The organism is Maribacter spongiicola (genome assembly GCF_052119685.1).
Lineage (GTDB): Bacteria > Bacteroidota > Bacteroidia > Flavobacteriales > Flavobacteriaceae > Maribacter > Maribacter spongiicola_A.
Genome location: NZ_JBGQOO010000009.1, coordinates 132,760 through 155,995 on the forward strand (window position 1 = coordinate 132,760; position 23,236 = coordinate 155,995).

The following is a 23,236-nucleotide window of genomic DNA, read 5'->3' on the forward strand; positions in this document are numbered from 1 at the left end:
TTTATAGCCATGGTCTGGCATAGTTTTTTAATTCGATATGTAAGAATTAATGAACTTACCTTTTTCATCAAAAGTATATAGTCCTTTATTCACTCGAAAAGTTGTCCTTCTGTAATTGCCCTGGTCTTTAAATTCATTTGATAGTTCATATCTGCCTTTATTTATCAATTTAAACTCGTCTATATTAATCGTCACATTGTAATGAGAAACTAGTAACATTTTGTAATTAACAATGCCGCTATTGCTAGTGTGAAATTTTATGTATTCATTTCTAACACCGTCTGGTGTATTGGCAAATGCATCAGATTGAGTGTTCAATTCTTTTAAAATGTCCGTATCGTTTGTTTGGTGTCGAGATGCTTCATTGTAATATTTTCGATAGCGTTCTGGCGTTTCATTTTTCCAACTTTTTGTCCACTTATTTAGTCCGTCGGATGGATTGTAAGAAGAAAGGATATCATTTTTAAAATGTAATTCGTAACCAATTTCTATAGCAATAAAGGAATCGCTATCAGTTATGGGAATGTCAAGTACTTCGCTTAAAAATTCCTTTGAAAGTGATCTATTTTTCACCCCGTCCTCAAGAGTGCTTTCAATATCATATGAATTAAAATCATCTTTGAAATTGAAGTTTACCAGATAACTATCAACATCTTTTTGTTCAATTGAATCGACAATGTCTTCGGTTAAGACGCAAATAATTTTATTTGAAAATGATTTGAAAATCACTATAAAAATTTTATTGTCTTTTAAATCAAAATCATTGTAAGTGTAAAATTCTTCTGAATTGTAACTAAGAAATTTACAGATATTATTTATTGATTTTTTTTCAACTTTTATCTCAACAGGAACGTATCCATTTTCCTTCGGAACAAAGGTTTTAAAACCAGATGCGTATGATTTAATTCCGCAAAATAATATGATCGTTATTAATAATTTCATTTTCGTTTGTTTTTAAGTTTTTTTATTTTTTATTTGGAAAGTTGTTATTAATTAAAATTTGGAAACTTTCCAAAAACACCCAAACCTTAGCGTTAGCAATGAATTGCATTATTTCTTGTAAACACTTTTACCCATACAATTTCTACATATAATCTTTGAAGACTTTATTTATTACCGATTGCCAGTCCAAAGGAATATCATCAAATTTCTGCCAATCCTTTGTTTCTAAATGAGCTTTAAAAGGCTTGTCTTTTGATGGCGCAACATAACCCAAAGTATCTTCAATATTTTCTTTGAGCATTACACGTTTATCTTCCGATTCTTCTAACGCTGTTAAAATTCTTGGGTTAACGTCTTCAGCTCTAGGTGTTCCTTGGTCTCTATCGTGTATAACAAAATACTCAGTTATACCTAATGAACTAAAATATCTTAGAAGTGGTGGGATAGTAGCTTTACCTCTAGCTTTGATAAATTGATAGTCCGAGACAATTCTGTCTTTCTTATTTTTAGGAAGAATACTTATTGTTTTTCTTAAAACAACGTCTTCTGTATCGCCTTCTACAATTACAATTTTTTTGGCAAAAAATGCTCTTGCAAAATAGTCATCTATTTTCACAAGCATTTTAACATAATCTCTATCGTTATCTTGTAACTCTAGAAATTTTTCAGTAACCGAAAAAGCTGTTGATTTTACAAAAGAATCACTTTGTATAGAGATATTATTGATTACCTGATTTTCTTTTTCTCTCGAAAGGTCAATCATATATGGTGAATGCGATGTACAAACTATTTGGTTACTTGAGCCAGCTAATTCATAAATGGTATCTCGCATTTGGTTTGAAGCATTTGGATGTAAAAAAAGTTCTGGTTCCTCAAAACATATAACTAAATTTCTCAAATCTCCATCACGCTCTTTTTTCCAATCTTCTCTGAATTTTAGTAAAGAAAAAGCTGTTGAACGAATCATACCTGTTCCTTGATATGATACGTCAGTCATAATATTAGAACCTAATTTAATATCATATTTGGGTTTTAGAAAACTACTTGGGTCTGAAAGATTGACTTTAGCTTGTATTTCAGAATCTGGAAAGATCGATTTAATTGTGGTATTAACTCTAACCATTAATTTACCAAAGATTGTATCAGTATTTTCGGTATCAATTTCTTTCTCTAATTCACCAAAGTACTCCTTGACTTTATCAAAATTTTCTGAACTTTCTACAACATCATCAAAGATTGTAGACATAACTTCTCCAAGTGCGGTTTTCTTATCACTATCAATTTCATTTGCTTTATGCTCGGCTGGTATTAATATGAACTTTGGTAATTTGGATATAACATTTTGTGGAATACCTCCTGGATTATTAATCCAATTGAAAGATTCTTGATAGTCCCACGCAGGTACAAAAGTTTCAAGAAGTCCTTTGTGTTTAGTGATTGTAAGATTTTGAGTATTTTCAATTTCTCCGAAATGTTGTTTTAATAAGGCTTCTTCAACTCCGCTAGCAATTATTGAGTCAATAGTTATTTTATTTCCATCAAGAATCGCAGTTTTTAACTTTTTGTCTTGTTCCCAAATTTCATATTTTGGTTTATTTGTTGAGAAAGTTTTTCTGTATTTAATTTTTCTTTTATTATTTTCTATGAAAACCCTTCCTTTAAAGCCAGTCCATCCGTCAGCCTCCATAGGAACATCTTTAAATGTTCCAACTAGAACTATTTCTGTGCTAGAATTTTCTATGCAATTTGTGTCTACATTGAAAATCTTAGAGTAATCCTCTTCGGTAGGTGTATTTGCAGTTAATAACAATTCAATTGCTTTTAAAATTGATGATTTTCCAACATTATTTTCTCCTATTAGGAAAGTAGCATCTCCAAGTTGAATGTCAATAGTACTGCACTTTCTAAATCCTCTAAGTTCTAACTTTTCTAATTTCATTCGCGATGTTTTTTAAGCTAGTGGGTAAACGTATTGATTTATGTACAACTACATATATCTTGTTAATTAAAGAAATGTATATAATTGATAACTCTAATATTCCACTAAAGAATAAACCTACAATTTCCATTTCACACTACATTACGGGAAACCATAATTGGTCAAAAATTATGTATGTTTTGGGTATTTTTACGACCAAAAGCTCATGTCAAATAAAATTCTATTTATCTATAATGCCAATAGCGATGCTGGTAGCAAAATGCTAGATTTCGCCCATAAAATTGTGAGTCCCGATACGTACGACTGCGCACTCTGCACATTAACCTTCGGCAACTTCACAGAGAACAAACAATGGACAGCGTTTAGAGAAAGTTTGTTAGCGCAAGGCTACGAGCTAGAATTCTTTCATAAAGATGAGTTTCAAAAAAAGTACAAAAGTAAGTTTGGGCATAAGTATACCTATCCTATTATATTGGTAGAAACAGATTATGATTTAGAGGTTTTGGTGTCTGCCGAGAAGTTAAATGCTATGGAGACGGTGGAGGAGTTGATCGCTACGCTTAGTTGATGGTTGTTCGTCATTGCGAGGAGCTTTTCGCGACGTGGCAATCTGTTTAATGTTTGTTCTGTATTTGGTTTTAGTTGTTGGTTGTTGGTTTTACTCGGTCGCTGGGCGTAGCCGAATTGATTTTTGTTCCAAATAAGCAGATAGCCGCGCTTTGCTCGCTATGACAGGGAAATTTAAATATTCGTCTTTGCGAGGAGCTTTTTGCGACGTGGCAATCTGTTGAATGTGTGTTTTGTATTTGGTTTTGGTTGATAGTTGTTGGTTGTCGGTTGTTGGTCTTACTCGGTCGCTGAGCGTAGCCGAATTGATTTTTGTTCCAAACAAGCAGATAGCCGCGCTATGCTCGCTAAGACGTTGGCGAGAAAGTACAAAGTGCAAAGTAAGAAGTACAAAGTACTAAGTAAAGAGTATTAAGTAATGAATGTGGAGTGTAAAGTGAATAGCAAAAGGTAAACAGTACGAAGTACTAGCGCGAACAACTAAGTACTTTGTACTTAATACTTAATACAAAAAACTGCCTACTGTTACTGAAAACTGAATACAGAACACACATTAAACAGATTGCCACGTCGCGAAAAGCTCCTCGCAAAGACCAACAACGAACAACCAACAACTATTTCGTTGCCTCGAAAAACTTCTCGTTGATATCATCTATATATGCCAGTACTTCATCGCGACCACTACGGTGGCTTGAGCTGGTTACGAAATGTGGCGGTGCTTCTTCCCACAGGTCGGCTATTAGCTGATCTAGGTATTTTTTTACTTGTCGCTCAACAGCTTTTGGCTTTAATTTATCTGCCTTGGTAAAGATAATGGCAAAAGGTACTCCGTTTTCACCCATCCATTGCATGAACTCCAGGTCTATAGGTTGTGGGTCATGGCGAATATCTATAAGTACAAAAGAGCAAACAAGCTGCTCTCGCTGTAAAAAGTAATTGGTGATATATTTTTGAAAAGTATTTTTATCTCTTTTAGAAACACGGGCATAACCGTAGCCAGGTAAATCTACCAAAAACCAATTCTCATTGATTTTAAAATGGTTGATCAATTGGGTCTTACCAGGTCTGCCAGATGTTTTTGCCAAGCTCTTACGCTCGGTCAACATATTAATTAAAGAAGATTTACCAACATTTGAACGACCAATAAAGGCGTATTCGGGTAAAGGCTCTTTCGGGCATTTGGCAACATCAGAGTTGCTCATTACAAAGTCGGCCGACTTTATTTTCATTCGTAGGGTATTTAGAAATTGTTTTTCGTCAACCACTCATCAAGAATGGTATTGAATTCGTCTGGGTGCTCCATCATCGGTGCATGTCCGCATTTATCCATCCAAAATAAATCTGAATTAGGTAAAAGCTCATCGAACAGTTCGGCAACATCTGGTGGGGTAACACTATCATTTTTTCCCCAAATAATACAAGTAGGGGTTTTCATTTTCGGTAAATCTTGCGCCATGTTATGACGAATAGCGCTTTTTGCGATTGCCAAGGTCTTCACCAATTTTATACGGTCGTTAACGGTAGCAAAAACTTCATCTACAATCTCTTTGGTAGCAACTTCTGGGTCATAGAAAACATCTTGCGCCTTCTTTTTAATAAACTCATAATCACCACGTTTAGGGTAACCGTCGCCCATAGCGCTTTCATAAAGACCAGAACTACCGGTAATAACCAACGCTTTTACCTTGGTTGGGTACATTTTAGTATGTAATAGACCAATGTGGCCACCTAATGAGTTGCCTAAAAGAATAACATCGTCTAGCTCTTTATAATCTATAAATTTCTTAAGGTATTTGGCAAAGTTCTTCACCGTTGTCTTTAACATCGGCATAGCGTATAAGGGCAATTCAGGAATAAGAACCTTGTACCCTTTCGGAGGAAAATAGTCTGATACTCCCTGAAAATTACTTAGTCCGCCCATTAATCCGTGAAGAATAATAATGGGTTTGCCTTCGCCTTTCTCTATATACTTAAATCCTCCTTCGTTGATCAAATCGTTTTCCATGCACACTACTCATCAGTAATTCTCCAAATATAGGTAATTACCGAGAATAGCAAACAACTCTTTTCGATAAGGTGAATTGTTGATTCTTTCAGATTTCAGATTTTCTAGAAATAAAGCCCGAGTGGTAAAAATTTCCTATAAATATCGATGAAGTGCAAAAAGGTGTTCAAAAGTGGGGTAATTTATTAACAAAGTGGTTTTTAGTGGTAAAATGTGGTAATAATATTTATATATTTGAGTTATATAAACAAAACACATCCATTTTGGACATCTATTTCTTTGGGACATTTAACTGTAAAGCTGATGCTAAGGGGCGAATTATGCTCCCAGTTGCGCTGCGCAATCAAGTGGCTCCGATCCTAAAAGATGGGTTTTTCATTAAAAAATCATATTTGAGCGAGTGTTTGGAGTTGTACCCGGCATATGAGTGGCACAGAGTGATGGCAGAATTGAACGAGAAAAGCAGGTTCGATGAAGAGAACCTACAGTTTATAAGAATGTATACGGCAGGGTTGCGACAAGTAGAAGTAGACTCGACCGGTAGATTATTGATACCAAAAGATATTATTTCATTGGCAGGCATATCTAAAGAAGTGGTGATAGCACCAATAGGTAAGCGATTAGAGATTTGGGATAAGAAAGCGTACGATGAATCTATAAGTGCAACAAAAGAAGAGAAAGTAAAGTTGGCCAAGCGTGTAATGTTAGGTGAAAAACCAAGTGGAGATGTATCATAACCCAGTATTACTGAAAGAATCGGTAGACGGTTTAAACATCAAAGAAGATGGCGTGTATGTAGACGTAACATTTGGCGGTGGTGGTCATTCGAAAGAGATATTAAAAAGGTTGGGTAAAGAAGGCAGGTTATATGCTTTTGATCAAGATGAAGATGCGCAGGCAAATACATTAGGTGATCCAAGATTTACGCTGATAGCGGAAAATTTTAGATACATCGCCCAGTTTTTAAAGTTCTATGGCATAAAGAAGGTAGATGGTATTCTTGCGGATTACGGAGTTTCATCGCATCAGTTCGATCAAGCGGAAAGAGGGTTCTCTACCCGTTTCGATGCAGATTTAGATATGCGAATGAGCAAGCGAAATACATTATCGGCTTTTGAGGTGGTAAACAAGTACTCATATGACGATTTACGTAAAGTGTTGTTCGAGTACGGCGATATTAGAAACGCAAACGCCATGGCAAAAGTAATTGTTGCAACTAGAGAAGAAGGGCAGATACAAACTACCGATGCATTGAAAGAAGCGTTGAAGCAGTTTTTACCAGAGCATAGGCAGCATAAAATATTGGCACAGATATATCAGGCGATTCGAATAGAGGTGAATCAAGAGATCGAGGTCATAAAAGAGTTTTTAGAGCAAGTGCCAGAATTATTGAATGAAAAAGGTAGGCTAAGTGTTATTAGCTACCACTCTTTAGAAGACAGGCTGGTAAAGCGATTTATTAGAGCAGGTCAGTTTAAAGGAGAACCAGAAAAAGATTTTTACGGCAATATAGATGTGCCGTTGAAAAAGGTTGGCGGATTGATAGTACCGACCAGAGAAGAAATAAAATTGAATAACAGGGCACGTAGTGCAAAATTGAGGATAGCAGAGCGAAATGGCGAAAAATAAAATGAAAACGGGTGTATTAGACCTATTGAAGGGCAAATTTTTGGTGAGCGGTGACGCCCCTAAAAATTGGTTGTTCATTATTTTCATTTCTTTTTTGGCAACAGTTATGATCAGTAGCTCGCATAGTGCCGATCAAAAAGTACACCGTATCGCTTTATTGAATGAAGAGGTAAAAGAATTGCGTAACGAGTTTGTTGATATGCGATCAGATGTGCAACAGCTGAAATTAGAATCGAATATTACCGGTAAAATTTCGGCAAAAGGGTTGTTCCCTTCCGAAACTCCCCCACAGAAAATTAAGGTGAAATCTTTAAATGCGGAGGACTAATGGCGGCAACAGATAAAAGCATATTAAAAAGACTGTACGTAGTAGCCGGGTTCATGGTACTTTTTGCAGGTGCGGTTTTGTTTAAACTGGTATCTATACAAGTAGTAGACGGCGAAAAATATCAGGCAATGGCAGATACGCGTACTGAGCGTATGTTCACCATTGAGCCGAATAGAGGTAATCTATATTCAGACGATGGTAGTCTTTTGGCAACATCGGTTTCTAAATACACCATACGTTTTGATGCTGTAACGGTATCTAACGAAGATTTTAAAGCGAATGTAAAACCATTGGCAGATGCCTTAGCCAAGAATTTCGGTAAAACATCTTCTCACTATCAGCAAATTCTAAGAAAGGCACGTGAGAATAAAAATAGGTATGCACTTATCGTTCGTAACCTAGACTATTCTGAATATATGGCGGTAAAGCAATTTCCGCTGTTTAATAAAGGTGCTTTTAAAGGAGGATTGATCATTGAGCAGAATACCAAAAGAGAGCATCCGTTAGGTAAAATTGCCGAGCGTAGTGTTGGGTATGAGCGTGTAGATGAGAACGGATATTACACCCGTGTAGGTATGGAAGGTGCTTTTGGCCAATACTTAAGAGGAATTTCTGGAAAACGTTTAAAGCAAAAAATCGCAAAGGGACAGTGGAAACCGATCGGTAACGATAATATCATTGAACCAAAAGATGGGTATGATGTGTATTCTACTATTGACATTAATATACAAGATATTGCCCATCATGCATTATTGGGCCAATTAGAAAAATATCAGGCAGACCACGGTACGGTAATCGTTATGGAGGTAAAAACGGGCGAGGTAAAAGCAATATCGAACTTAGGGCAGACTGCAGACGGTAAATATTACGAGCGTTTAAACTATGCCATTGGCGAATCGCACGAGCCAGGTTCTACATTTAAGTTGGTGAATTTGGTCGCTGCATTAGAAGATAAGGTGATAGATACCAGTTCTGTGATCGATACAGAAAAAGGAGCTTGGAAATTATATAAGCATACTATTAAAGATACCAAGCGTGGCGGTCATGGTAAAATTACTATGTCTACAGCTTTTGAAGTATCGTCGAATGTGGCATTCGCAAAAATGATACATGATGGGTATAAGAACGATCCAGAAAAATATGTGAACAGGTTAATGAGTATGGGTATTCATAAAGAATTGGGGTTACCAGTTCTTGGTGAAGGAAAACCTGTATTGCGGTACCCTGGCGATAAAGGGTGGTCAGGACTTTCATTGGCGCAAATGGCATATGGGTACGAGGTTTCTATAACTCCGCTTCAAACATTGGCATTCTATAATGCTATTGCGAACGATGGTGAAATGGTAAAGCCACGTTTGCTGAAAGAAGTGAAGGAGTGGAACAAGACTATCGAGAAGTTCGATAAAAAAGTCTTGAACCCTGCAATTTGTTCTCAGTCAACGGTTAAAAAAGTACAACAGATATTAAAGAATGTAGTAGAGAAAGAGCACGGTACCGGTCATGGTATGTACTCTAAAAACTTTTCTATGGCAGGTAAAACGGGTACTACGCAAACGAACTACGTATCTAGAGATAGATCGAAATACGAATATATTTCTTCGTTCGCAGGCTATTTTCCGGCAGACAATCCGAAGTACTCCTGTATCGTGGTTATTCATAAGCCAGACAAAAGTGTGGGGTATTATGGTGCCGATGTATCTGGTCCCGTATTTAAATCTGTAGCACAAAAAGTATATGCTACATCGCCATTAACAAGCGAGGTAGATGTAAAAGATGTGTTGATCGCTAAAAATGAAGATTCGCACCAAGGGTACTATAAGGTAGCACAACAAAAATATTCATCAATGCCAAATGTAAAAGGTATGTGTGGTATGGATGCCGTTGCGATTCTTGAAAATTTAGGTATTGAAGTAGAAGTAAAAGGAAACGGTAAGGTGAAGAACCAGTCAATTTCTAAAGGCACCGATTTAAGCTCGGTGAAAAAAATAGTGTTAGAATTAATATGATGCATTTAAAGGACATATTATATGGAGTGCGTATTACTGCTGTTAGCGGTACAACCTCTTGCGATATAGCATCAGTACGTTTCGATTCTCGCGAAGTGCAAAAAGGTGATGCCTTTGTTGCTATAAAAGGCACATTGACCGATGGTCATAAATATATAGATGCAGTCGTGGCAGCAGGTGCAAGAGCAATTATTTGCGAGCAATTGCCTGTAGATATGAAAGATGATGTTACCTATGTAGAAGTAGAAAGCGGTAATCAGGCCTTGGCATTGATGGCTTCTAATTACTATGGTACGCCATCTAAGAACTTAAAATTAGTAGGGGTAACGGGTACTAATGGTAAAACAACGGTATCTAGTTTATTATATCAGTTATTCAAAAAAGCAGGCTACAAAGTAGGCTTGTTATCTACCATTAAAATTATGGTCGATGATACTGAATTACCAACAAAACATACCACTCCCGATGCATTGGTAATCAATAAGCATCTGAAGATGATGAACGATGCCGGTGTAGAGTTTTGCTTTATGGAGGTAAGTTCTCATGGTATTCATCAAAAAAGAACAGAAGGTTTAGTATTCGAAGGTGCGATTTTTACGAATCTGTCTCACGATCACCTAGACTACCATAAAACATTCGCCGAGTATCGCGATACCAAGAAAATATTATTCGATCAGTTGCCAAAAACGGCATTTGCATTGACCAATATCGATGATAAAAATGGGTTGGTAATGTTGCAAAATACGAAGGCAACAAAAGCGACCTATGCCTTAAAGAATTATGCAGATTACAGAGCGCAGATTTTAGAAAATCAGTTCGACGGTCAGTTGTTGAAAATCAATGACCATGAATTGTGGACAAGATTAATAGGTCATTTCAATGCGTATAATATGCTGGCAATTTATGCAACGGCAGATTTATTAGGATTGGAGCAATTAGAAACCCTACGCTTATTGAGCGAGTTGGAAAATGTAGACGGTAGGTTTCAATATTACATATCAAAGAAAAAAATTACGGCAATAGTTGATTATGCCCATACGCCGGACGCCCTAAAAAATGTGCTTGAGACAATCAACACGTTGAGAACTGGAAATGAAAACGTCATCACCGTTGTGGGGTGTGGTGGCGATAGAGACAGATCAAAGCGTCCGGTAATGGGTAATATCGCATCAGAATTGAGTAATAAAATTATTTTCACTTCTGATAATCCTCGTACCGAGTCCCCAACTGAGATTATTGCAGAGATAGAGGCAGGCGTAGAGCCACAGAATGTAAAGAAAATATTGTCTATTGAAAATAGGGAGCAAGCCATTAAAACGGCATGTCAACTGGCAAACGATAACGACATCATATTAATTGCCGGTAAAGGTCATGAGACCTATCAAGAAACCAACGGTGTACGTATCGATTTCGACGATTTTAAAATAGTAAAAGAGCTTTTAAATAGCTTAGATAAATAACCAAGGCTTAGTAGCAAAGAATACAGATTATATGTTAACCTACCTGTTCGAATATTTAGAAAAACAATACCAGTTGCCTGGAGCGTCACTGTTTCAGTTCAGCACATTCCGTGCGGCAATGGCTATACTGTTTTCGCTAATGATTGCGACAGTATACGGTAAGCGTGTTATTCTTTTTCTACAAAAACAACAAGTAGGCGAAACGATTCGCGATTTAGGTTTAGATGGTCAAAAGCAAAAAGCAGGTACGCCAACAATGGGCGGTGTTATTATTATCATGTCCACCTTAATACCGGTATTACTTTTCGCAAGATTAGAAAATATATATATCATGTTGTTGATATTCACCATGCTGTGGATGGGGGCAATCGGCTTTTTAGACGATTACATCAAAGTTTTCAAAAAGAACAAAGAAGGTCTAAAAGGTAAGTTTAAGGTATTAGGTCAAGTTGTATTAGGGCTTATCGTAGGTGCAGTACTTTATTTTCACCCAGAGGTAACCATGCGTGATCACGACAAAACAATAATTACGCAAGCGTACACCGTAGAGCAGGTAAAAGGAGAGGAGATAAAGTCGACCATGACAACGGTTCCTTTCTTTAAAAACAATGAGTTTGATTATGAGAGTTTAATAGCATGGGCAGGTGATGATGCAAAAGATTATGCGTGGTTATTGTTTATACCGGTTATTATTCTAATCGTGACTGCAGTATCGAATGGCGCAAATTTAACCGATGGTATAGATGGCCTTGCGGCAGGTACATCGGCAATAATAGTATTTACGCTGGGCATATTCGCCCTGGTATCTGGTAATATCATATTCTCTGATTATTTAGATATTATGTATATACCACGAGTAGGTGAATTGTTGGTATTCATTACCGCCTTTGTAGGTGCCTTGATCGGGTTTTTATGGTACAATGCTTTCCCGGCACAAGTATTTATGGGGGATACGGGGAGTTTAACCATAGGTGGTGTTATTGCAGTTATAGCAATTATAGTACGTAAAGAATTATTGATTCCCGTGTTATGCGGAATCTTCTTTGCCGAGTCGCTTTCAGTAATGATGCAAGTAGGATATTTCAAATACACAAAGAAAAAATTTGGAGAGGGCAGACGTATTTTTTTAATGTCGCCATTACATCACCATTATCAGAAAATGGGATACCACGAGAGTAAGATCGTAACCCGTTTTTGGATTGTTGGAATACTATTGGCCATTGTAACTATAGTGACTTTAAAAATTAGATAATGGCACTGTTAGTAGTTATAGGCGGAGGAGAAAGTGGTGTAGGAACCGCCATTTTAGGATTGAAAAAAGGATACGATGTATTTGTATCTGAAAAAGGAAAAATAAAAGAGAAGTATAAAAACGTTCTTGAACATTTTGGAATTGATTGGGAAGAAGAACAGCATTCTGAAAACCGCATACTAAAAGCCGATTTGGTAATGAAGAGTCCGGGTATACCAGACAAAGTACCATTGGTGAAACAGTTGGTGGCGAAAGGCATTCCTGTAATATCAGAAATAGAATTTGCATCAAAATATACCGATGCCAAAATAATTGGTATAACGGGAAGCAACGGTAAAACAACCACTACCATGTTAACCAACCATATTCTGGCAAATGCCGGATTACATGTAGGTATGGCGGGTAACATAGGTGATAGTTATGCGAAAATGGTTGCAGAGAATGATTTTGAGTATTACGTGCTCGAGATCAGTAGTTTTCAACTAGACGGTATTGTAGATTTTAAACCGCACATAGCCGTGATTACGAATATTACGCCAGATCATTTAGATCGGTACAATTATGAGTTTGAAAATTACATCGCATCAAAATTTAGAATAGCAAAAAACCAAGACGAAAACGATTATTTGATTTATGATGCAGATGATACCGTTTTGGTAGAATGGTTGAACAAAAACCCGGTCAGGTCAAAATTAATGCCTTTTTCACTGAACAAAGTATTTGAACAAGGCGCATTTATAGAACAAAACGAGATAATAATAAAAACAACAACAGACACTATTAGCATGATTAAAGACACTTTGGCCTTAGAAGGTCAGCACAATGTAAAGAACACAATGGCAGCGGCAACAATTGCAAAATTAGTTGGCATCCGTAAGGAGACCATAAGAGCCTGTGTTTCTAATTTTCAAGGGGCTCCCCACCGTTTGGAGAAGGTGTTAAAGATACATCATGTTGAATATATCAATGACTCAAAGGCAACGAACGTAAACGCTGCTTATTACGCATTAGATAGCATGAAAACCCCTACTGTATGGATCGTAGGTGGTGTAGACAAGGGCAATGAGTACATGGAGTTAATGCCTTTGGTACGAGAGAAAGTAAAAGCAATTATTTGCTTGGGAGAGGATAATGAAAAAATAAAGCATGTATTCGGTAATGCGGTGGATCTGTTGGTAGAAACATACGCAATGGATGAAGCAGTGAAAGTTGCTTATAAAATAGCAGAACGTGGCGATACTGTTTTGTTATCACCAGCATGTGCAAGTTTCGATTTGTTTAAGAATTATGAAGATCGCGGAGATCAATTTAAGAACTGTGTAAAAAACCTATAAGGTGTTGAACATATTCCAAAATATAAAAGGAGATAAAGCCATTTGGGCCATTGCGGCACTTTTGGCGTTATTTTCATTTTTGCCAGTCTATAGTGCCAGTAGTAATTTGGTATATGTAGTAGGTAACGGTACCCCAGTGGGGCACTTGGTAAAACATGCCATACTGTTGTTTTTAGGCTTTGGAATTATTTATGGGGTACATAAAATACCGACACACTTTTTTAAAGGGCTTTCAATGATTGCCCTGCCAATAGTATTGGTATTACTCATATTCGTTTTGGCACAAGGCACCTCTGGTGGTGGTACCAATGATAGTCGTTGGATCCGTTTACCATTGGTAGGTTTCGGTTTTCAGCCCTCGAATTTGGCGGCAGTAGTATTAATGATATATGTAGCACGGTATTTTTCTAAAGTAAGAGAAATCAAAATAACATTTAAAGAAAGCATATTGCCTTTATGGCTCCCAGTTTTCTTGGTGGTAGCACTTATTTTACCGGCGAACTTTTCTACCGCTGCTATTGTATTTGCCATGGTTATGGTGTTGTGTTTTTTAGGAGGATATCCTATGAAATACCTGTTAGGCATTGTTGGGGCGGGCATGTTATTTCTGACCATTTTCGTATTAACGGCCAAAGCTTTTCCAGATTTATTTCCGAATAGGGTAGATACTTGGATGAGCCGTATAGATAGCTTCTCCAATCCTAAAGATACCGAAGGCTCCTATCAAATTGAAAGAGCAAAAATAGCGATAGCTACTGGCGGAGTAATGGGTAAAGGAGCAGGTAAAAGTGTGCAGAAGAACTTTTTACCACAGAGTTCATCAGATTTTATTTATGCGATTATAGTGGAGGAATATGGTTTAATAGGAGGATTTATCCTCATGTTGTATTATTTGTTTCTGCTCTTTAGAATAGTGGTAGTTGCCAATGGTTGCGCATCGGTCTTTAGTAAGTTGTTAGTGCTGGGGGTTGGTTTGCCTATTGTATTTCAAGCATTGATCAATATGGCGGTAGCTGTGGAGTTGTTTCCGGTAACAGGTCAGAATTTACCATTGATCAGTAGTGGAGGAACATCAAGTTGGATGACCTGTTTGGCGATAGGCATCATATTAAGTGCAAGTAATAAAAGTATAGCTCAGGAGAGTGCTTCTGGCAATGATATTGATATGGATGAAACGAACCCTTTAGAGATTTTAAGTGGGCAATTATAGGTTCATTTTATCAGGAGGAGGTACTGGCGGACATATTTATCCTGCCATAGCTATAGCGAACGAACTGAAAAGGAGGTATCCTGATGCTGAGTTTTTGTTCGTAGGTGCCAAGGATAGAATGGAGATGGAGAAAGTACCACAAGCAGGGTATAAAATAGAAGGATTGTGGATTACAGGAATTCAGCGAAAACTGACCCTTAAAAATCTACTGTTTCCAATAAAATTGATAAGTAGTTTAATGAGAGCAAATAGCATCGTATCGAAGTTTAATCCACACGCCGTAATTGGTACGGGTGGTTTTGCTAGTGGTCCGTTGTTAAAGATGGCAACCGTAAAAGGGATACCATGTGTGTTGCAAGAACAAAATTCATTTGCAGGCATTACTAATAAACTATTAAAAGATAAAGTGGAAAAAATCTGTGTGGCTTACGATGGCATGGAGAAGTTTTTTCCGAAAGATAAGATTGTAAAAACGGGTAATCCTGTACGTTCAGATTTGGTGGAGTTGAAAGCTAGTAAAGATGAAGCTTTACAGTATTTTGAATTGAATGCCGATAAGAAAGTTTTGTTGGTATTGGGTGGTAGTTTAGGAGCTAGACGCATCAACCAATTGGTGGCGGATCATTTAGAATATTTTGAAGCATTAGGCTTACAGGTAATATGGCAATGTGGAAAAGGGTATTACGATACCTACAAATTGCATCAGTCAGTAAATAGTAAAGTGCATGCTTTTTTAAATTCTATGGATAAAGCCTATGCAGCGGCAGATTTCATTATTTCAAGAGCAGGTGCGGGTGCGGTATCAGAATTGTGTTTGGTAGGTAAACCAACATTCTTTATTCCGTCGCCAGTGGTAGCAGAAGATCACCAGACCATGAATGCATTGTCGTTGGTTGGGCATGAGGCTGCGATTATGATTAGAGAAAAAGAGCTGGACGAAAAATTTAAATCTGAATTCGAATCGGTATTGAATTCTGCAGAAAAGCAACAAGAATTATCAAAGAATATTAAGGCATTGGCATTACCGAATGCCACGTCTGATATCTGCGATGAAATAGAAAAATTGATAAAATAAGATGAACGTAACGCAAATACATAGGGTGTATTTTATAGGCATAGGGGGCATAGGTATGTCTGCTTTGGCGCGTTATTTTGCGTTCATAAATAAAGCGGTTGCCGGGTACGATAAAACCGAGAGTCCGCTAACAAAAGAATTGGCAAGTTCAGGTATTGATATTCACTATACAGATGATATCGATGCAGTGCCACAAGAATATAAGAATGATGCAGAACATACTTTGGTGGTGTATACACCGGCAGTACCTTCAAAACATTCAGAGTATCAGTATTTTTTAAATAATGGTTTTACGATTAAAAAACGCTCAGAGGTTTTAGGTTTAATAACCAAAGACTCTTTCTGCTTGGCAGTTGCGGGTACACACGGTAAAACAACGACCTCAAGTATTTTGGCGCATTTGCTTCAAGAAACAGGTGTTAAAATGACCGCTTTTTTAGGTGGAATATCAGAAGATTTTAATAGCAATTTCCTTTTAGAAGGAACAGAGTATTCGGTAGTAGAAGCAGATGAATTTGATCGTTCATTTATGCAGTTAACGCCTAATGTAGCCTGTGTTACGTCAATGGATGCTGATCACCTTGATATTTATGGTGATGCGCAAGAATTGGAAAGAACATTTGTTGATTTTACCAAACGCTTAAAGCCAGGCGGTAAATTATTTGTTCGTAATGGTTTGCCTTTAGAAGGGTTGACCTATGGTATAGAAGACGATTCGGATTATTGCATCCGGAACATAAAAATAGAACATGGCACCTACATATTCGATTTGGAGACCCCCGACCTCAAACTAGAAGGGGTTGAATTCAACAAACCTGGGCGACATAATTTGTTGAACGGTTTGGTAGCTTTCGCAATGGCGATGCAAGCAGGTTCCCCGCCGCATCGCCTTGCTGAGGCACTAGCGACATTTAAGGGTGTTCAAAGGCGTTTTTCATATCAAATTAAGAATGAAGACTTTATTTTTATTGATGATTATGCGCATCATCCAACAGAGATAAATGCCGTTTTTGAAGCAGTTTCGGAAATGCATCCGAATAAAAAAGTACTGGCAATTTTTCAGCCTCATTTGTTCTCAAGAACACGAGATTTTGCAGATGCATTTGCAGAAAGTTTATCGCAGTTCGAAAATGTATTGTTACTAGATATCTATCCGGCTAGAGAAGAACCGATTGCAGGTGTTGACTCAGCATGGTTGTTAGAAAAGATGACGAATACCAATAGAAAATTAATTTCGAAAGAACAAATCCTTTTTGAGATAAAAAAACAGAATCCAGAAGTTTTAATAACAATGGGAGCTGGAGATATAGGTTTAGAAGTGGTAAACATAAAAAAAGAAATGTCGTATGCAGGTTAATTGGAATTTAATAAAGTTAGCTGCTTTGGTTCTGGTAATCATGGGGTTATACGCGTTTTCTAATGAACGAAATAACGCTAAGAACGTTTCGGGAATGAAGGTAGAATTCGTTGGGGATCAGAATTTGTACCTCACAGAGGGGACGGTTAATAAATTGTTAATACAAAATTACGGTAGTCTCAAAAATGTCCCTAAAGAAAATATAGTTTTGAATACTGTAGAAAAGGCCCTTGAGGCCAATGAAATGGTAAAAAGTGCCCAAGTCTATCTAACAATAGATGGTGAGCTAACGTCAAAAATAGTTCAACGCAAACCAATCGGACGCATAGAGGGGGATACAAAGTTTTATTTGGATGATGAAGGAAAGAGGATGCCTTTTTCAAATAATCATTCAGCAAGAGTTCCCATCATAACAGGCAATATCAGTGGTAAAAGCCTTGAGGATGTCTATGTCATATTGGAACATGTGAATAAGGATGATTTTTTTCGTGAATCGGTAATCGGTATTCATATCAAAAGTGAGAAGGAATATCAATTGCGATTAAGGCTCAACAATTTTGTTGTGAACGTAGGCGGTATTGAAGATTTAGAAGCTAAGTTCAGCAATTTTAAGGCGTTTTATGCCAAAGCGAACAAGGATCAGACCTTAGAAGATTATGCGGTAGTAAGTTTAGAATTCAATAACCAGGTGGTGTGCACTAAAATATAATAGAAAATGGAACAAACTAAATATTCAGTCGGTTTAGACATAGGAACAACGAAAATCGTTGCCATAATCGGGAAACAAAACGAATATGGTAAAATTGAGATTTTGGGTATCGGTAAGTCCAAAAGTTTAGGTGTACACAGAGGTGTAGTAAACAATATTACACAAACTATAAAATCTATTCAACAAGCGGTCGAAGAGGCAGAAGCAAATTCTGGACTTAAAATCGGATCTGTTGTTGTTGGTATTGCCGGGCAGCATATTAGAAGTTTACAGCACAGCGATTACATCACCAGAAAAGATTCTGAAGAAGTAATCGGAGATGAAGATGTAGACTTACTATGTAATCAAGTGCACAAATTGATTATGCTACCAGGTGAAGAAATTATTCATGTTTTACCACAAGAATACAAGGTTGATGGGCAAGCTGAAATACGCGAGCCTGTTGGTATGTATGGTGGTAGGCTAGAGGCTAACTTTCATGTAGTAGTTGGTCAGGTAGTTTCTATTAAGAATGTAGGTCGTTGCATTAAAAGTGCAGGGTTAGATTTAGGAAACATAACACTAGAGCCATTAGCATCATCAGACGCTGTGTTAAGTCAAGAAGAAAAAGAAGCAGGTGTAGCACTGATAGATATAGGTGGTGGTACAACTGATCTGGCTATTTTTAAAGATGGTATTATTAGGCATACTGCTGTAATACCTTTTGGTGGTGGGGTAATCACAGAAGATATTAAGGAAGGTTGTTCAATTATAGAGAAACAGGCAGAGTTGTTGAAAACTAGGTTTGGTTCTGCATGGCCAGGAGAAAATAGAGATAATGAGATTGTATCTATACCAGGTTTACGTGGTAGAGAGCCAAAAGAAATCTCTTTGAAAAACCTTTCTAAAATAATTCATGCACGTGTAGTTGAGATTATAGAGCAAGTTTATGTTGAAATCAAAAACTACGGTCACGAAGAGCAAAAGAAGAAATTAATTGCAGGTATAGTGTTAACAGGTGGTGGAAGCCAGTTGAAGCATTTAAAGCAGTTAGTTGAATATATAACAGGTATGGATACTCGTATAGGGTACCCGAACGAACATTTGGCAGGTGATTCTGACGAAGAAGTCGCAAGTCCGTTATACGCAACAGCTGTAGGTCTTTTAATGAATGCCATTAAAAACCAAGAAAAGTTGAAGTTGACGCAAGAAGAAATTATACAAGAAGTAGAGCAAGAACAGGAAGAGGAATTGGTATACGCAGAACGTGAAACAGAAGCTATAGCACGCCCGAACCTACATAAAGAAAGAAAATCTGTTTTTGACAAGTGGTCTGAAAAGTTGAAAGAATTTTTAGATAACGCAGAGTAATAAGCATAGCATAAGAGAATACATAACCAGTAATAATTAGAATATGAGCAAGAACATCGAATTTGATAATATCTCCTTTGATCTACCAAAGAATCAAAGCAACGTTATAAAGGTCATTGGTGTAGGTGGCGGTGGTAGTAATGCCATTAATCACATGTTCCAAGCAGGAATTAACGGAGTTGATTTTGTAATCTGTAATACAGATTCTCAGGCCCTAGATAATAGTCCTGTGCCTAACAAAATACAATTAGGTGTATCATTGACAGAAGGTTTGGGGGCTGGTGCCAATCCTGAAGTAGGTGAACAGGCTGCCATGGAGAGTATGGAAGAAATTAAAAGTATGTTGGATACAACTACGAAAATGATCTTCATTACTGCTGGTATGGGCGGGGGAACAGGAACTGGTGCTGCTCCCGTAATTGCTAAGTTTGCTAAAGAAATGGATGTTCTTACTGTAGGGATCGTTACTATGCCGTTTCAATTCGAAGGTAAAATGCGGGTTGAGCAAGCACAACGAGGTATCGAAAAATTACGCAAAAATGTAGATTCGTTAATCGTTATCAATAACAATAAATTAAGAGAGGTTTATGGTAACCTTGGTTTTAAAGCCGGTTTCTCTAAAGCTGATGAAGTTTTAGCAACTGCTGCTAGAGGTATTGCAGAAGTTATAACACATCACTATACACAAAACATAGATTTACGTGACGCCAAAACTGTATTATCCAATAGCGGTACTGCTATAATGGGTTCTGCTATTTCATCTGGTTCGGCAAGAGCTAATGAGGCAATCATGAAAGCATTAGATTCTCCGTTATTGAACGATAACAAAATACAAGGAGCTAAAAACGTATTGTTATTGATTGTTTCTGGTTCGCAAGAAATTACTATTGATGAAATAGGTGAGATCAACGATCATATTCAAATCGAAGCTGGTTATGGTGCAAACATTATAATGGGTGTTGGTGAAGACGAAAGCTTAGGTGAGGCTATTGCCGTAACGGTAATTGCTACTGGTTTTAATATTGAGCAACAAGATGATATTGTAAATACCGAATCAAAAAAAATCATTCATACTTTGGAAGAAGGGCAACGTGCCGAGGCAATGTTGTTATCTAATACTAAAACTGTTCATACTTTAGAAATGGACGAGGAGGAAGAGGAGGTAAAACAAGTCAAACCCGTAAAAAAGTATGAGTTCGTTGAGGAAGCAGATTTTGACTTGATACCTACAACGAACTATATTAAAAATTTCAATGTTTTTTATGAGGAAGTATTGGCGGAAAATGTATCTGAAGAAGATTTTGTAATCGTAGATGCACCGTCATCTTTTCGAAATATCGAAGTCGTAGAGCCAGAAGTATTAAGAATTGAAGATGAAGAAGATGAATTTTCAATAAATTTCGAATCATCTGCTAGAGATGAAGAAGAAAAGGAAAATGTAATCATGTTCGATTTACATGATGAAGTAAAAGATATAGATGTTAACGATAGTATCGAAATTGTGCCGGTATTAGAGTATAATAAGAATGGTGAAAAGCGCTATAGCTTAGATGACTACATGCAACTAGAAAGTAAATTGACAGGTGCAAGGTCTAAGGCAGAAGAATATGAGCCAAAAGTTATTGAAGATGAATTAATTTTCGAGAAAAAGACAGTAGCGCCAAGAAGAGAAATTCATCCAGAAGAGCAATTAGATCCAATGGAAACTCCGATTGAGGAATTGTTGAGAGATAGAGCTGATGAGCGTAGAAGAAAACTGAAAGATTTTAACTATAAATTTAAAAATAACGCACCTACCAGTTATGACGAAAAGAAGCCGGCATATCAAAGACAAGGTGTTAATTTGAACGAAAATCCTAGAGAAAAGAAGATTTCTAGAACATCGTTAAGTGGCGATAGTAATGATGATATTCAGTTACGTTCTAATAACTCTTTTTTACATGATAATGTAGATTAGTAATAGGATTACTATAATTTTAAAACCCGAAAACTAAGTTAGTTTTCGGGTTTTATTTTTTATCTTCGCAGACCAAAATAAAGAGCAAATGGGTTTACAGGAAAGAGTAATGGAGCAGTTGAAATTGGCTATGAAAGCAAAAGATTCAGTAGCACTAGAATCGCTTAGGGCTATTAAATCTGCATTGTTGGTAGCAAGTACAAGTGGAGCTGGCGAAATTACTGAAGATGATGAGATTCAGATTGTTCAAAAGTTGGTAAAACAGCGTAAAGATAGTGCTGCAATTTTTACGGAGCAGGGTAGACAAGATCTTGCTGATCCAGAACTAGCTCAGATTGCAGTTATCGAGAAATTTTTGCCAGAACAACTTACGGAAGAAGAAGTAGAAAAAGTTGTTGTACAAACTATAGATGCTATAGGTGCTTCAGGTATGAAGGATATGGGAAAAGTTATGGGAATCGTTTCTAAAGAATTAGCCGGTCAAGCAGACGGTAAATTGATATCTACAATAGTAAAAAAGAAATTAGCATAAGTAAGTGCTTGCTAATTGCTAAATAAATAATGGCCTCGTGGCGCAACTGAATAGCGCATCAGATTTCGGCTCTGAGGGTTGGGGGTTTGAATCCCTTCGAGGTCACACTTTTAAATTAAGGTTTTGCATTTGCAAGACCTTTTTTATTTTAAGTTATGTATCACGTTTATGTTTTAAGAAGTGAAGTGGATGGGCGTCTTTATAAAGGAATGACCAATGATCTTCAGAAAAGAATAGAACAACATAATTTAGGGAGGAATAAATCTACTAAAGGATTTCTTCCTTGGGTCTTAATGTATTCAGAAGAATTTGAAACAAGGTTAGAGGCACGTAATAAGGAGAAATATTTTAAATCAGGTGTTGGGCGTGAGTTTTTGAGAAATTTATTGAATTAATAAGCATCAGACCTGCCTGCCGGCAGGCAGGTTTCGGCTCTGAGGGTTGGGGGTTTGAATCCCTTCGAGGTCACACTTTTAAATTAAGGTCTTGCATTTGCAAGACCTTTTTTATTTTAAGTTATGTATCATGATTATGTTTTAAGAAGTGAAGTGGATGGGCGTCTTTATAAAGGAATGACCAATGATCTTCAGAAAATAATAGAACAACATAATTGAGGGAGGAATAAATCTACTTAAGGATTTCTTCCTTGGGTCTTATTGTATTCAGAAGAATTTGAAACAAGGTTGTAAGCACGTAATAAGGAGAAATATTTTAAATCAGGTGTTGGGCGTGAGTTTTTGAGAGATTTATTGAATGTATAAGCTTCAAACCTGCTTAATAACACAATATATATCAATTCAATTTTTACTTTATATATAATATAGGTGGTAATATTTATATCTTATAGCGACAGAAGCAATTTTTAAGTGAAAATTATAACTGACGATATGAGGTTGTAATGTGATTACAATCTTGTTTAATAACAAGAAATCCATACTCTATATAGGAGTAATATTTAGAATCAATTACTTCCAAATAAGTTTCTAGACATATTTGAAGTTGAAATCTGAATTTTGACATGCAATCATGCGCTGTTTCCAATATTTTCTATGTCTTAAATCTAACATTATGACAAGCTGAAACCACTTATTAGGGTTTCTGTTGCAGTTTTAATATCAGAATCAAAAACCAGTTTAATCGTTGGTAAGTGTATTGTGTATTATGATAATCATTGTTGTTTGATTTTTATGTGTTTTTCGTCATTCCTAACCCTCGGTAAATCATGCAGTTAGTGAGCGGTTAAAAAACTTTGTTTATTTTATTTAAAAAAGTGTTGTGTAGTTAAGAATAGTGTGTACATTTGCACCCCGCAAACGGTGAGGATAATATCTGAATCGGGCGTTGGAAAAAGGTTCATATATATGTTGATTAGGTCTGGGAGAAAAAAGAAAAACATTTTTTTTCGATAAAAGTTGTCAGGTTAAAAAACAGTTGTATATTTGCAGCCGCTTAGGGAAACACCTAAGGGAAACGAAGCAAAGAAATCGAGAGATTTAATGCGGAGTGGATAGAAGTTCATTGAAATATTGTGGAGATAAGAATCGAGTTCGGGTGAAGACCTGAACGAGAGGAACAAGAATTAAG

The 23,236-nt window shown here is 36.8% G+C and carries 20 protein-coding genes and 1 tRNA gene; 17 read left to right on the top strand and 4 right to left on the bottom strand.

Going from position 1 to position 23,236, the window contains the following annotated elements:
* Positions 1–27: 27 nt before the first annotated feature.
* Positions 28–942, bottom strand: a complete 915-nt coding sequence (locus tag ACEN2N_RS13865; RefSeq protein ID WP_441824883.1) for a hypothetical protein — start codon at positions 940–942, stop codon at positions 28–30.
* 142 nt (positions 943–1,084) lie between these two features.
* Positions 1,085–2,881: an ATP-dependent nuclease gene (locus ACEN2N_RS13870; protein WP_441824884.1), complete on the bottom strand. Its 1,797-nt coding sequence runs from the start codon at positions 2,879–2,881 to the stop codon at positions 1,085–1,087.
* Between the two features lie 205 nt (positions 2,882–3,086).
* Between ACEN2N_RS13870 and ACEN2N_RS13875 the strand changes: the two genes are divergently transcribed.
* A complete protein-coding gene (locus tag ACEN2N_RS13875) occupies positions 3,087–3,449 on the top strand; it encodes a GTPase (RefSeq protein WP_441824885.1) in 363 nt (120 codons plus the stop codon).
* 613 nt (positions 3,450–4,062) lie between these two features.
* On the opposite strand, the gene yihA is transcribed toward ACEN2N_RS13875, so the two are convergent.
* Both yihA and ACEN2N_RS13885 read right to left on the bottom strand, forming a co-directional pair.
* Positions 4,063–4,677, bottom strand: a complete 615-nt coding sequence (yihA, locus tag ACEN2N_RS13880) for a ribosome biogenesis GTP-binding protein YihA/YsxC (protein WP_441824886.1) — start codon at positions 4,675–4,677, stop codon at positions 4,063–4,065.
* An 11-nt stretch (positions 4,678–4,688) separates the two neighbouring features.
* Complete coding sequence (locus ACEN2N_RS13885; protein ID WP_441824887.1) at positions 4,689–5,453, bottom strand: alpha/beta fold hydrolase; 765 nt, start codon at positions 5,451–5,453, stop codon at positions 4,689–4,691.
* A gap of 263 nt (positions 5,454–5,716) precedes the next feature.
* On the opposite strand from ACEN2N_RS13885, the gene ACEN2N_RS13890 reads away from it, so the two are divergent.
* The 16 genes from ACEN2N_RS13890 to ACEN2N_RS13965 all read left to right on the top strand — a co-directional run bounded on the left by ACEN2N_RS13890 (position 5,717) and on the right by ACEN2N_RS13965 (position 22,047).
* Complete coding sequence (locus ACEN2N_RS13890) at positions 5,717–6,190, top strand: division/cell wall cluster transcriptional repressor MraZ (protein ID WP_133685530.1); 474 nt, start codon at positions 5,717–5,719, stop codon at positions 6,188–6,190.
* Positions 6,180–7,082: a 16S rRNA (cytosine(1402)-N(4))-methyltransferase RsmH gene (gene rsmH / locus ACEN2N_RS13895; protein ID WP_441824888.1), complete on the top strand. Its 903-nt coding sequence runs from the start codon at positions 6,180–6,182 to the stop codon at positions 7,080–7,082. The genes ACEN2N_RS13890 and rsmH overlap by 11 nt, the downstream gene beginning before the upstream one ends.
* A 1-nt stretch (position 7,083) precedes the next feature.
* The gene (locus ACEN2N_RS13900; RefSeq protein ID WP_133685551.1) at positions 7,084–7,410 is read left to right on the top strand and encodes an FtsL-like putative cell division protein; all 327 of its coding nucleotides are present in this window, start codon (positions 7,084–7,086) and stop codon (positions 7,408–7,410) included.
* A complete protein-coding gene (locus ACEN2N_RS13905; RefSeq protein ID WP_441824889.1) occupies positions 7,410–9,416 on the top strand; it encodes a penicillin-binding protein in 2,007 nt (668 codons plus the stop codon). The genes ACEN2N_RS13900 and ACEN2N_RS13905 overlap by 1 nt, the downstream gene beginning before the upstream one ends.
* Positions 9,413–10,876, top strand: a complete 1,464-nt coding sequence (locus ACEN2N_RS13910) for a UDP-N-acetylmuramoyl-L-alanyl-D-glutamate--2,6-diaminopimelate ligase (protein WP_441824890.1) — start codon at positions 9,413–9,415, stop codon at positions 10,874–10,876. The genes ACEN2N_RS13905 and ACEN2N_RS13910 overlap by 4 nt, the downstream gene beginning before the upstream one ends.
* A 31-nt stretch (positions 10,877–10,907) precedes the next feature.
* Positions 10,908–12,128, top strand: coding sequence for a phospho-N-acetylmuramoyl-pentapeptide-transferase (mraY, locus tag ACEN2N_RS13915; RefSeq protein ID WP_441824891.1), 1,221 nt, complete (start codon positions 10,908–10,910; stop codon positions 12,126–12,128).
* Positions 12,128–13,462 (top strand): UDP-N-acetylmuramoyl-L-alanine--D-glutamate ligase, encoded by a 1,335-nt coding sequence (murD, locus tag ACEN2N_RS13920; protein ID WP_441824892.1) that lies wholly within the window; start codon positions 12,128–12,130, stop codon positions 13,460–13,462. The genes mraY and murD overlap by 1 nt, the downstream gene beginning before the upstream one ends.
* A 1-nt stretch (position 13,463) precedes the next feature.
* On the top strand, positions 13,464–14,672 hold the full coding sequence (locus ACEN2N_RS13925) for an FtsW/RodA/SpoVE family cell cycle protein (protein ID WP_441824893.1): 1,209 nt from the start codon (positions 13,464–13,466) through the stop codon (positions 14,670–14,672).
* Positions 14,659–15,747, top strand: a complete 1,089-nt coding sequence (gene murG / locus ACEN2N_RS13930; protein ID WP_441824894.1) for an undecaprenyldiphospho-muramoylpentapeptide beta-N-acetylglucosaminyltransferase — start codon at positions 14,659–14,661, stop codon at positions 15,745–15,747. Before ACEN2N_RS13925 ends, murG begins: the two co-directional genes overlap by 14 nt.
* A gap of 1 nt (position 15,748) precedes the next feature.
* Positions 15,749–17,104 (top strand): UDP-N-acetylmuramate--L-alanine ligase, encoded by a 1,356-nt coding sequence (gene murC, locus ACEN2N_RS13935; protein ID WP_441824895.1) that lies wholly within the window; start codon positions 15,749–15,751, stop codon positions 17,102–17,104.
* A complete protein-coding gene (locus ACEN2N_RS13940) occupies positions 17,094–17,813 on the top strand; it encodes a cell division protein FtsQ/DivIB (RefSeq protein WP_441824896.1) in 720 nt (239 codons plus the stop codon). The genes murC and ACEN2N_RS13940 overlap by 11 nt, the downstream gene beginning before the upstream one ends.
* A gap of 6 nt (positions 17,814–17,819) precedes the next feature.
* A complete protein-coding gene (ftsA, locus tag ACEN2N_RS13945; protein WP_133685521.1) occupies positions 17,820–19,163 on the top strand; it encodes a cell division protein FtsA in 1,344 nt (447 codons plus the stop codon).
* Between the two features lie 43 nt (positions 19,164–19,206).
* A complete protein-coding gene (gene ftsZ / locus ACEN2N_RS13950; protein WP_441824897.1) occupies positions 19,207–21,120 on the top strand; it encodes a cell division protein FtsZ in 1,914 nt (637 codons plus the stop codon).
* Between the two features lie 88 nt (positions 21,121–21,208).
* Positions 21,209–21,652 carry a GatB/YqeY domain-containing protein gene (locus tag ACEN2N_RS13955; protein WP_424002085.1) on the top strand — a complete coding sequence of 148 codons (444 nt, stop codon included), beginning with the start codon at positions 21,209–21,211 and terminating at the stop codon, positions 21,650–21,652.
* Between the two features lie 31 nt (positions 21,653–21,683).
* Positions 21,684–21,757 (top strand) — tRNA-Arg (locus ACEN2N_RS13960).
* A gap of 50 nt (positions 21,758–21,807) precedes the next feature.
* Entirely contained in the window at positions 21,808–22,047 is a 240-nt protein-coding gene (locus ACEN2N_RS13965; protein WP_441824898.1) for a GIY-YIG nuclease family protein, read from the top strand.
* The last annotated feature ends 1,189 nt before the right edge of the window (positions 22,048–23,236 follow it).

Coding starts and splice junctions, on each gene's coding strand:
- ACEN2N_RS13955 (WP_424002085.1), top strand. CDS start 21,209: ATGGGTTTACAGGAAAGAGTAATGGAGCAGTTGAAATTGGCTATGAAA.
- ACEN2N_RS13965 (WP_441824898.1), top strand. CDS start 21,808: ATGTATCACGTTTATGTTTTAAGAAGTGAAGTGGATGGGCGTCTTTAT.
- mraY (WP_441824891.1), top strand. CDS start 10,908: ATGTTAACCTACCTGTTCGAATATTTAGAAAAACAATACCAGTTGCCT.
- rsmH (WP_441824888.1), top strand. CDS start 6,180: ATGTATCATAACCCAGTATTACTGAAAGAATCGGTAGACGGTTTAAAC.
- ACEN2N_RS13910 (WP_441824890.1), top strand. CDS start 9,413: ATGATGCATTTAAAGGACATATTATATGGAGTGCGTATTACTGCTGTT.
- ftsA (WP_133685521.1), top strand. CDS start 17,820: ATGGAACAAACTAAATATTCAGTCGGTTTAGACATAGGAACAACGAAA.
- ACEN2N_RS13900 (WP_133685551.1), top strand. CDS start 7,084: ATGAAAACGGGTGTATTAGACCTATTGAAGGGCAAATTTTTGGTGAGC.
- ftsZ (WP_441824897.1), top strand. CDS start 19,207: ATGAGCAAGAACATCGAATTTGATAATATCTCCTTTGATCTACCAAAG.
- ACEN2N_RS13870 (WP_441824884.1), bottom strand. CDS start 2,881: ATGAAATTAGAAAAGTTAGAACTTAGAGGATTTAGAAAGTGCAGTACT.
- yihA (WP_441824886.1), bottom strand. CDS start 4,677: ATGAAAATAAAGTCGGCCGACTTTGTAATGAGCAACTCTGATGTTGCC.
- ACEN2N_RS13940 (WP_441824896.1), top strand. CDS start 17,094: ATGCAGGTTAATTGGAATTTAATAAAGTTAGCTGCTTTGGTTCTGGTA.
- ACEN2N_RS13905 (WP_441824889.1), top strand. CDS start 7,410: ATGGCGGCAACAGATAAAAGCATATTAAAAAGACTGTACGTAGTAGCC.
- ACEN2N_RS13875 (WP_441824885.1), top strand. CDS start 3,087: ATGTCAAATAAAATTCTATTTATCTATAATGCCAATAGCGATGCTGGT.
- ACEN2N_RS13885 (WP_441824887.1), bottom strand. CDS start 5,453: ATGGAAAACGATTTGATCAACGAAGGAGGATTTAAGTATATAGAGAAA.
- murC (WP_441824895.1), top strand. CDS start 15,749: ATGAACGTAACGCAAATACATAGGGTGTATTTTATAGGCATAGGGGGC.
- murD (WP_441824892.1), top strand. CDS start 12,128: ATGGCACTGTTAGTAGTTATAGGCGGAGGAGAAAGTGGTGTAGGAACC.
- ACEN2N_RS13865 (WP_441824883.1), bottom strand. CDS start 942: ATGAAATTATTAATAACGATCATATTATTTTGCGGAATTAAATCATAC.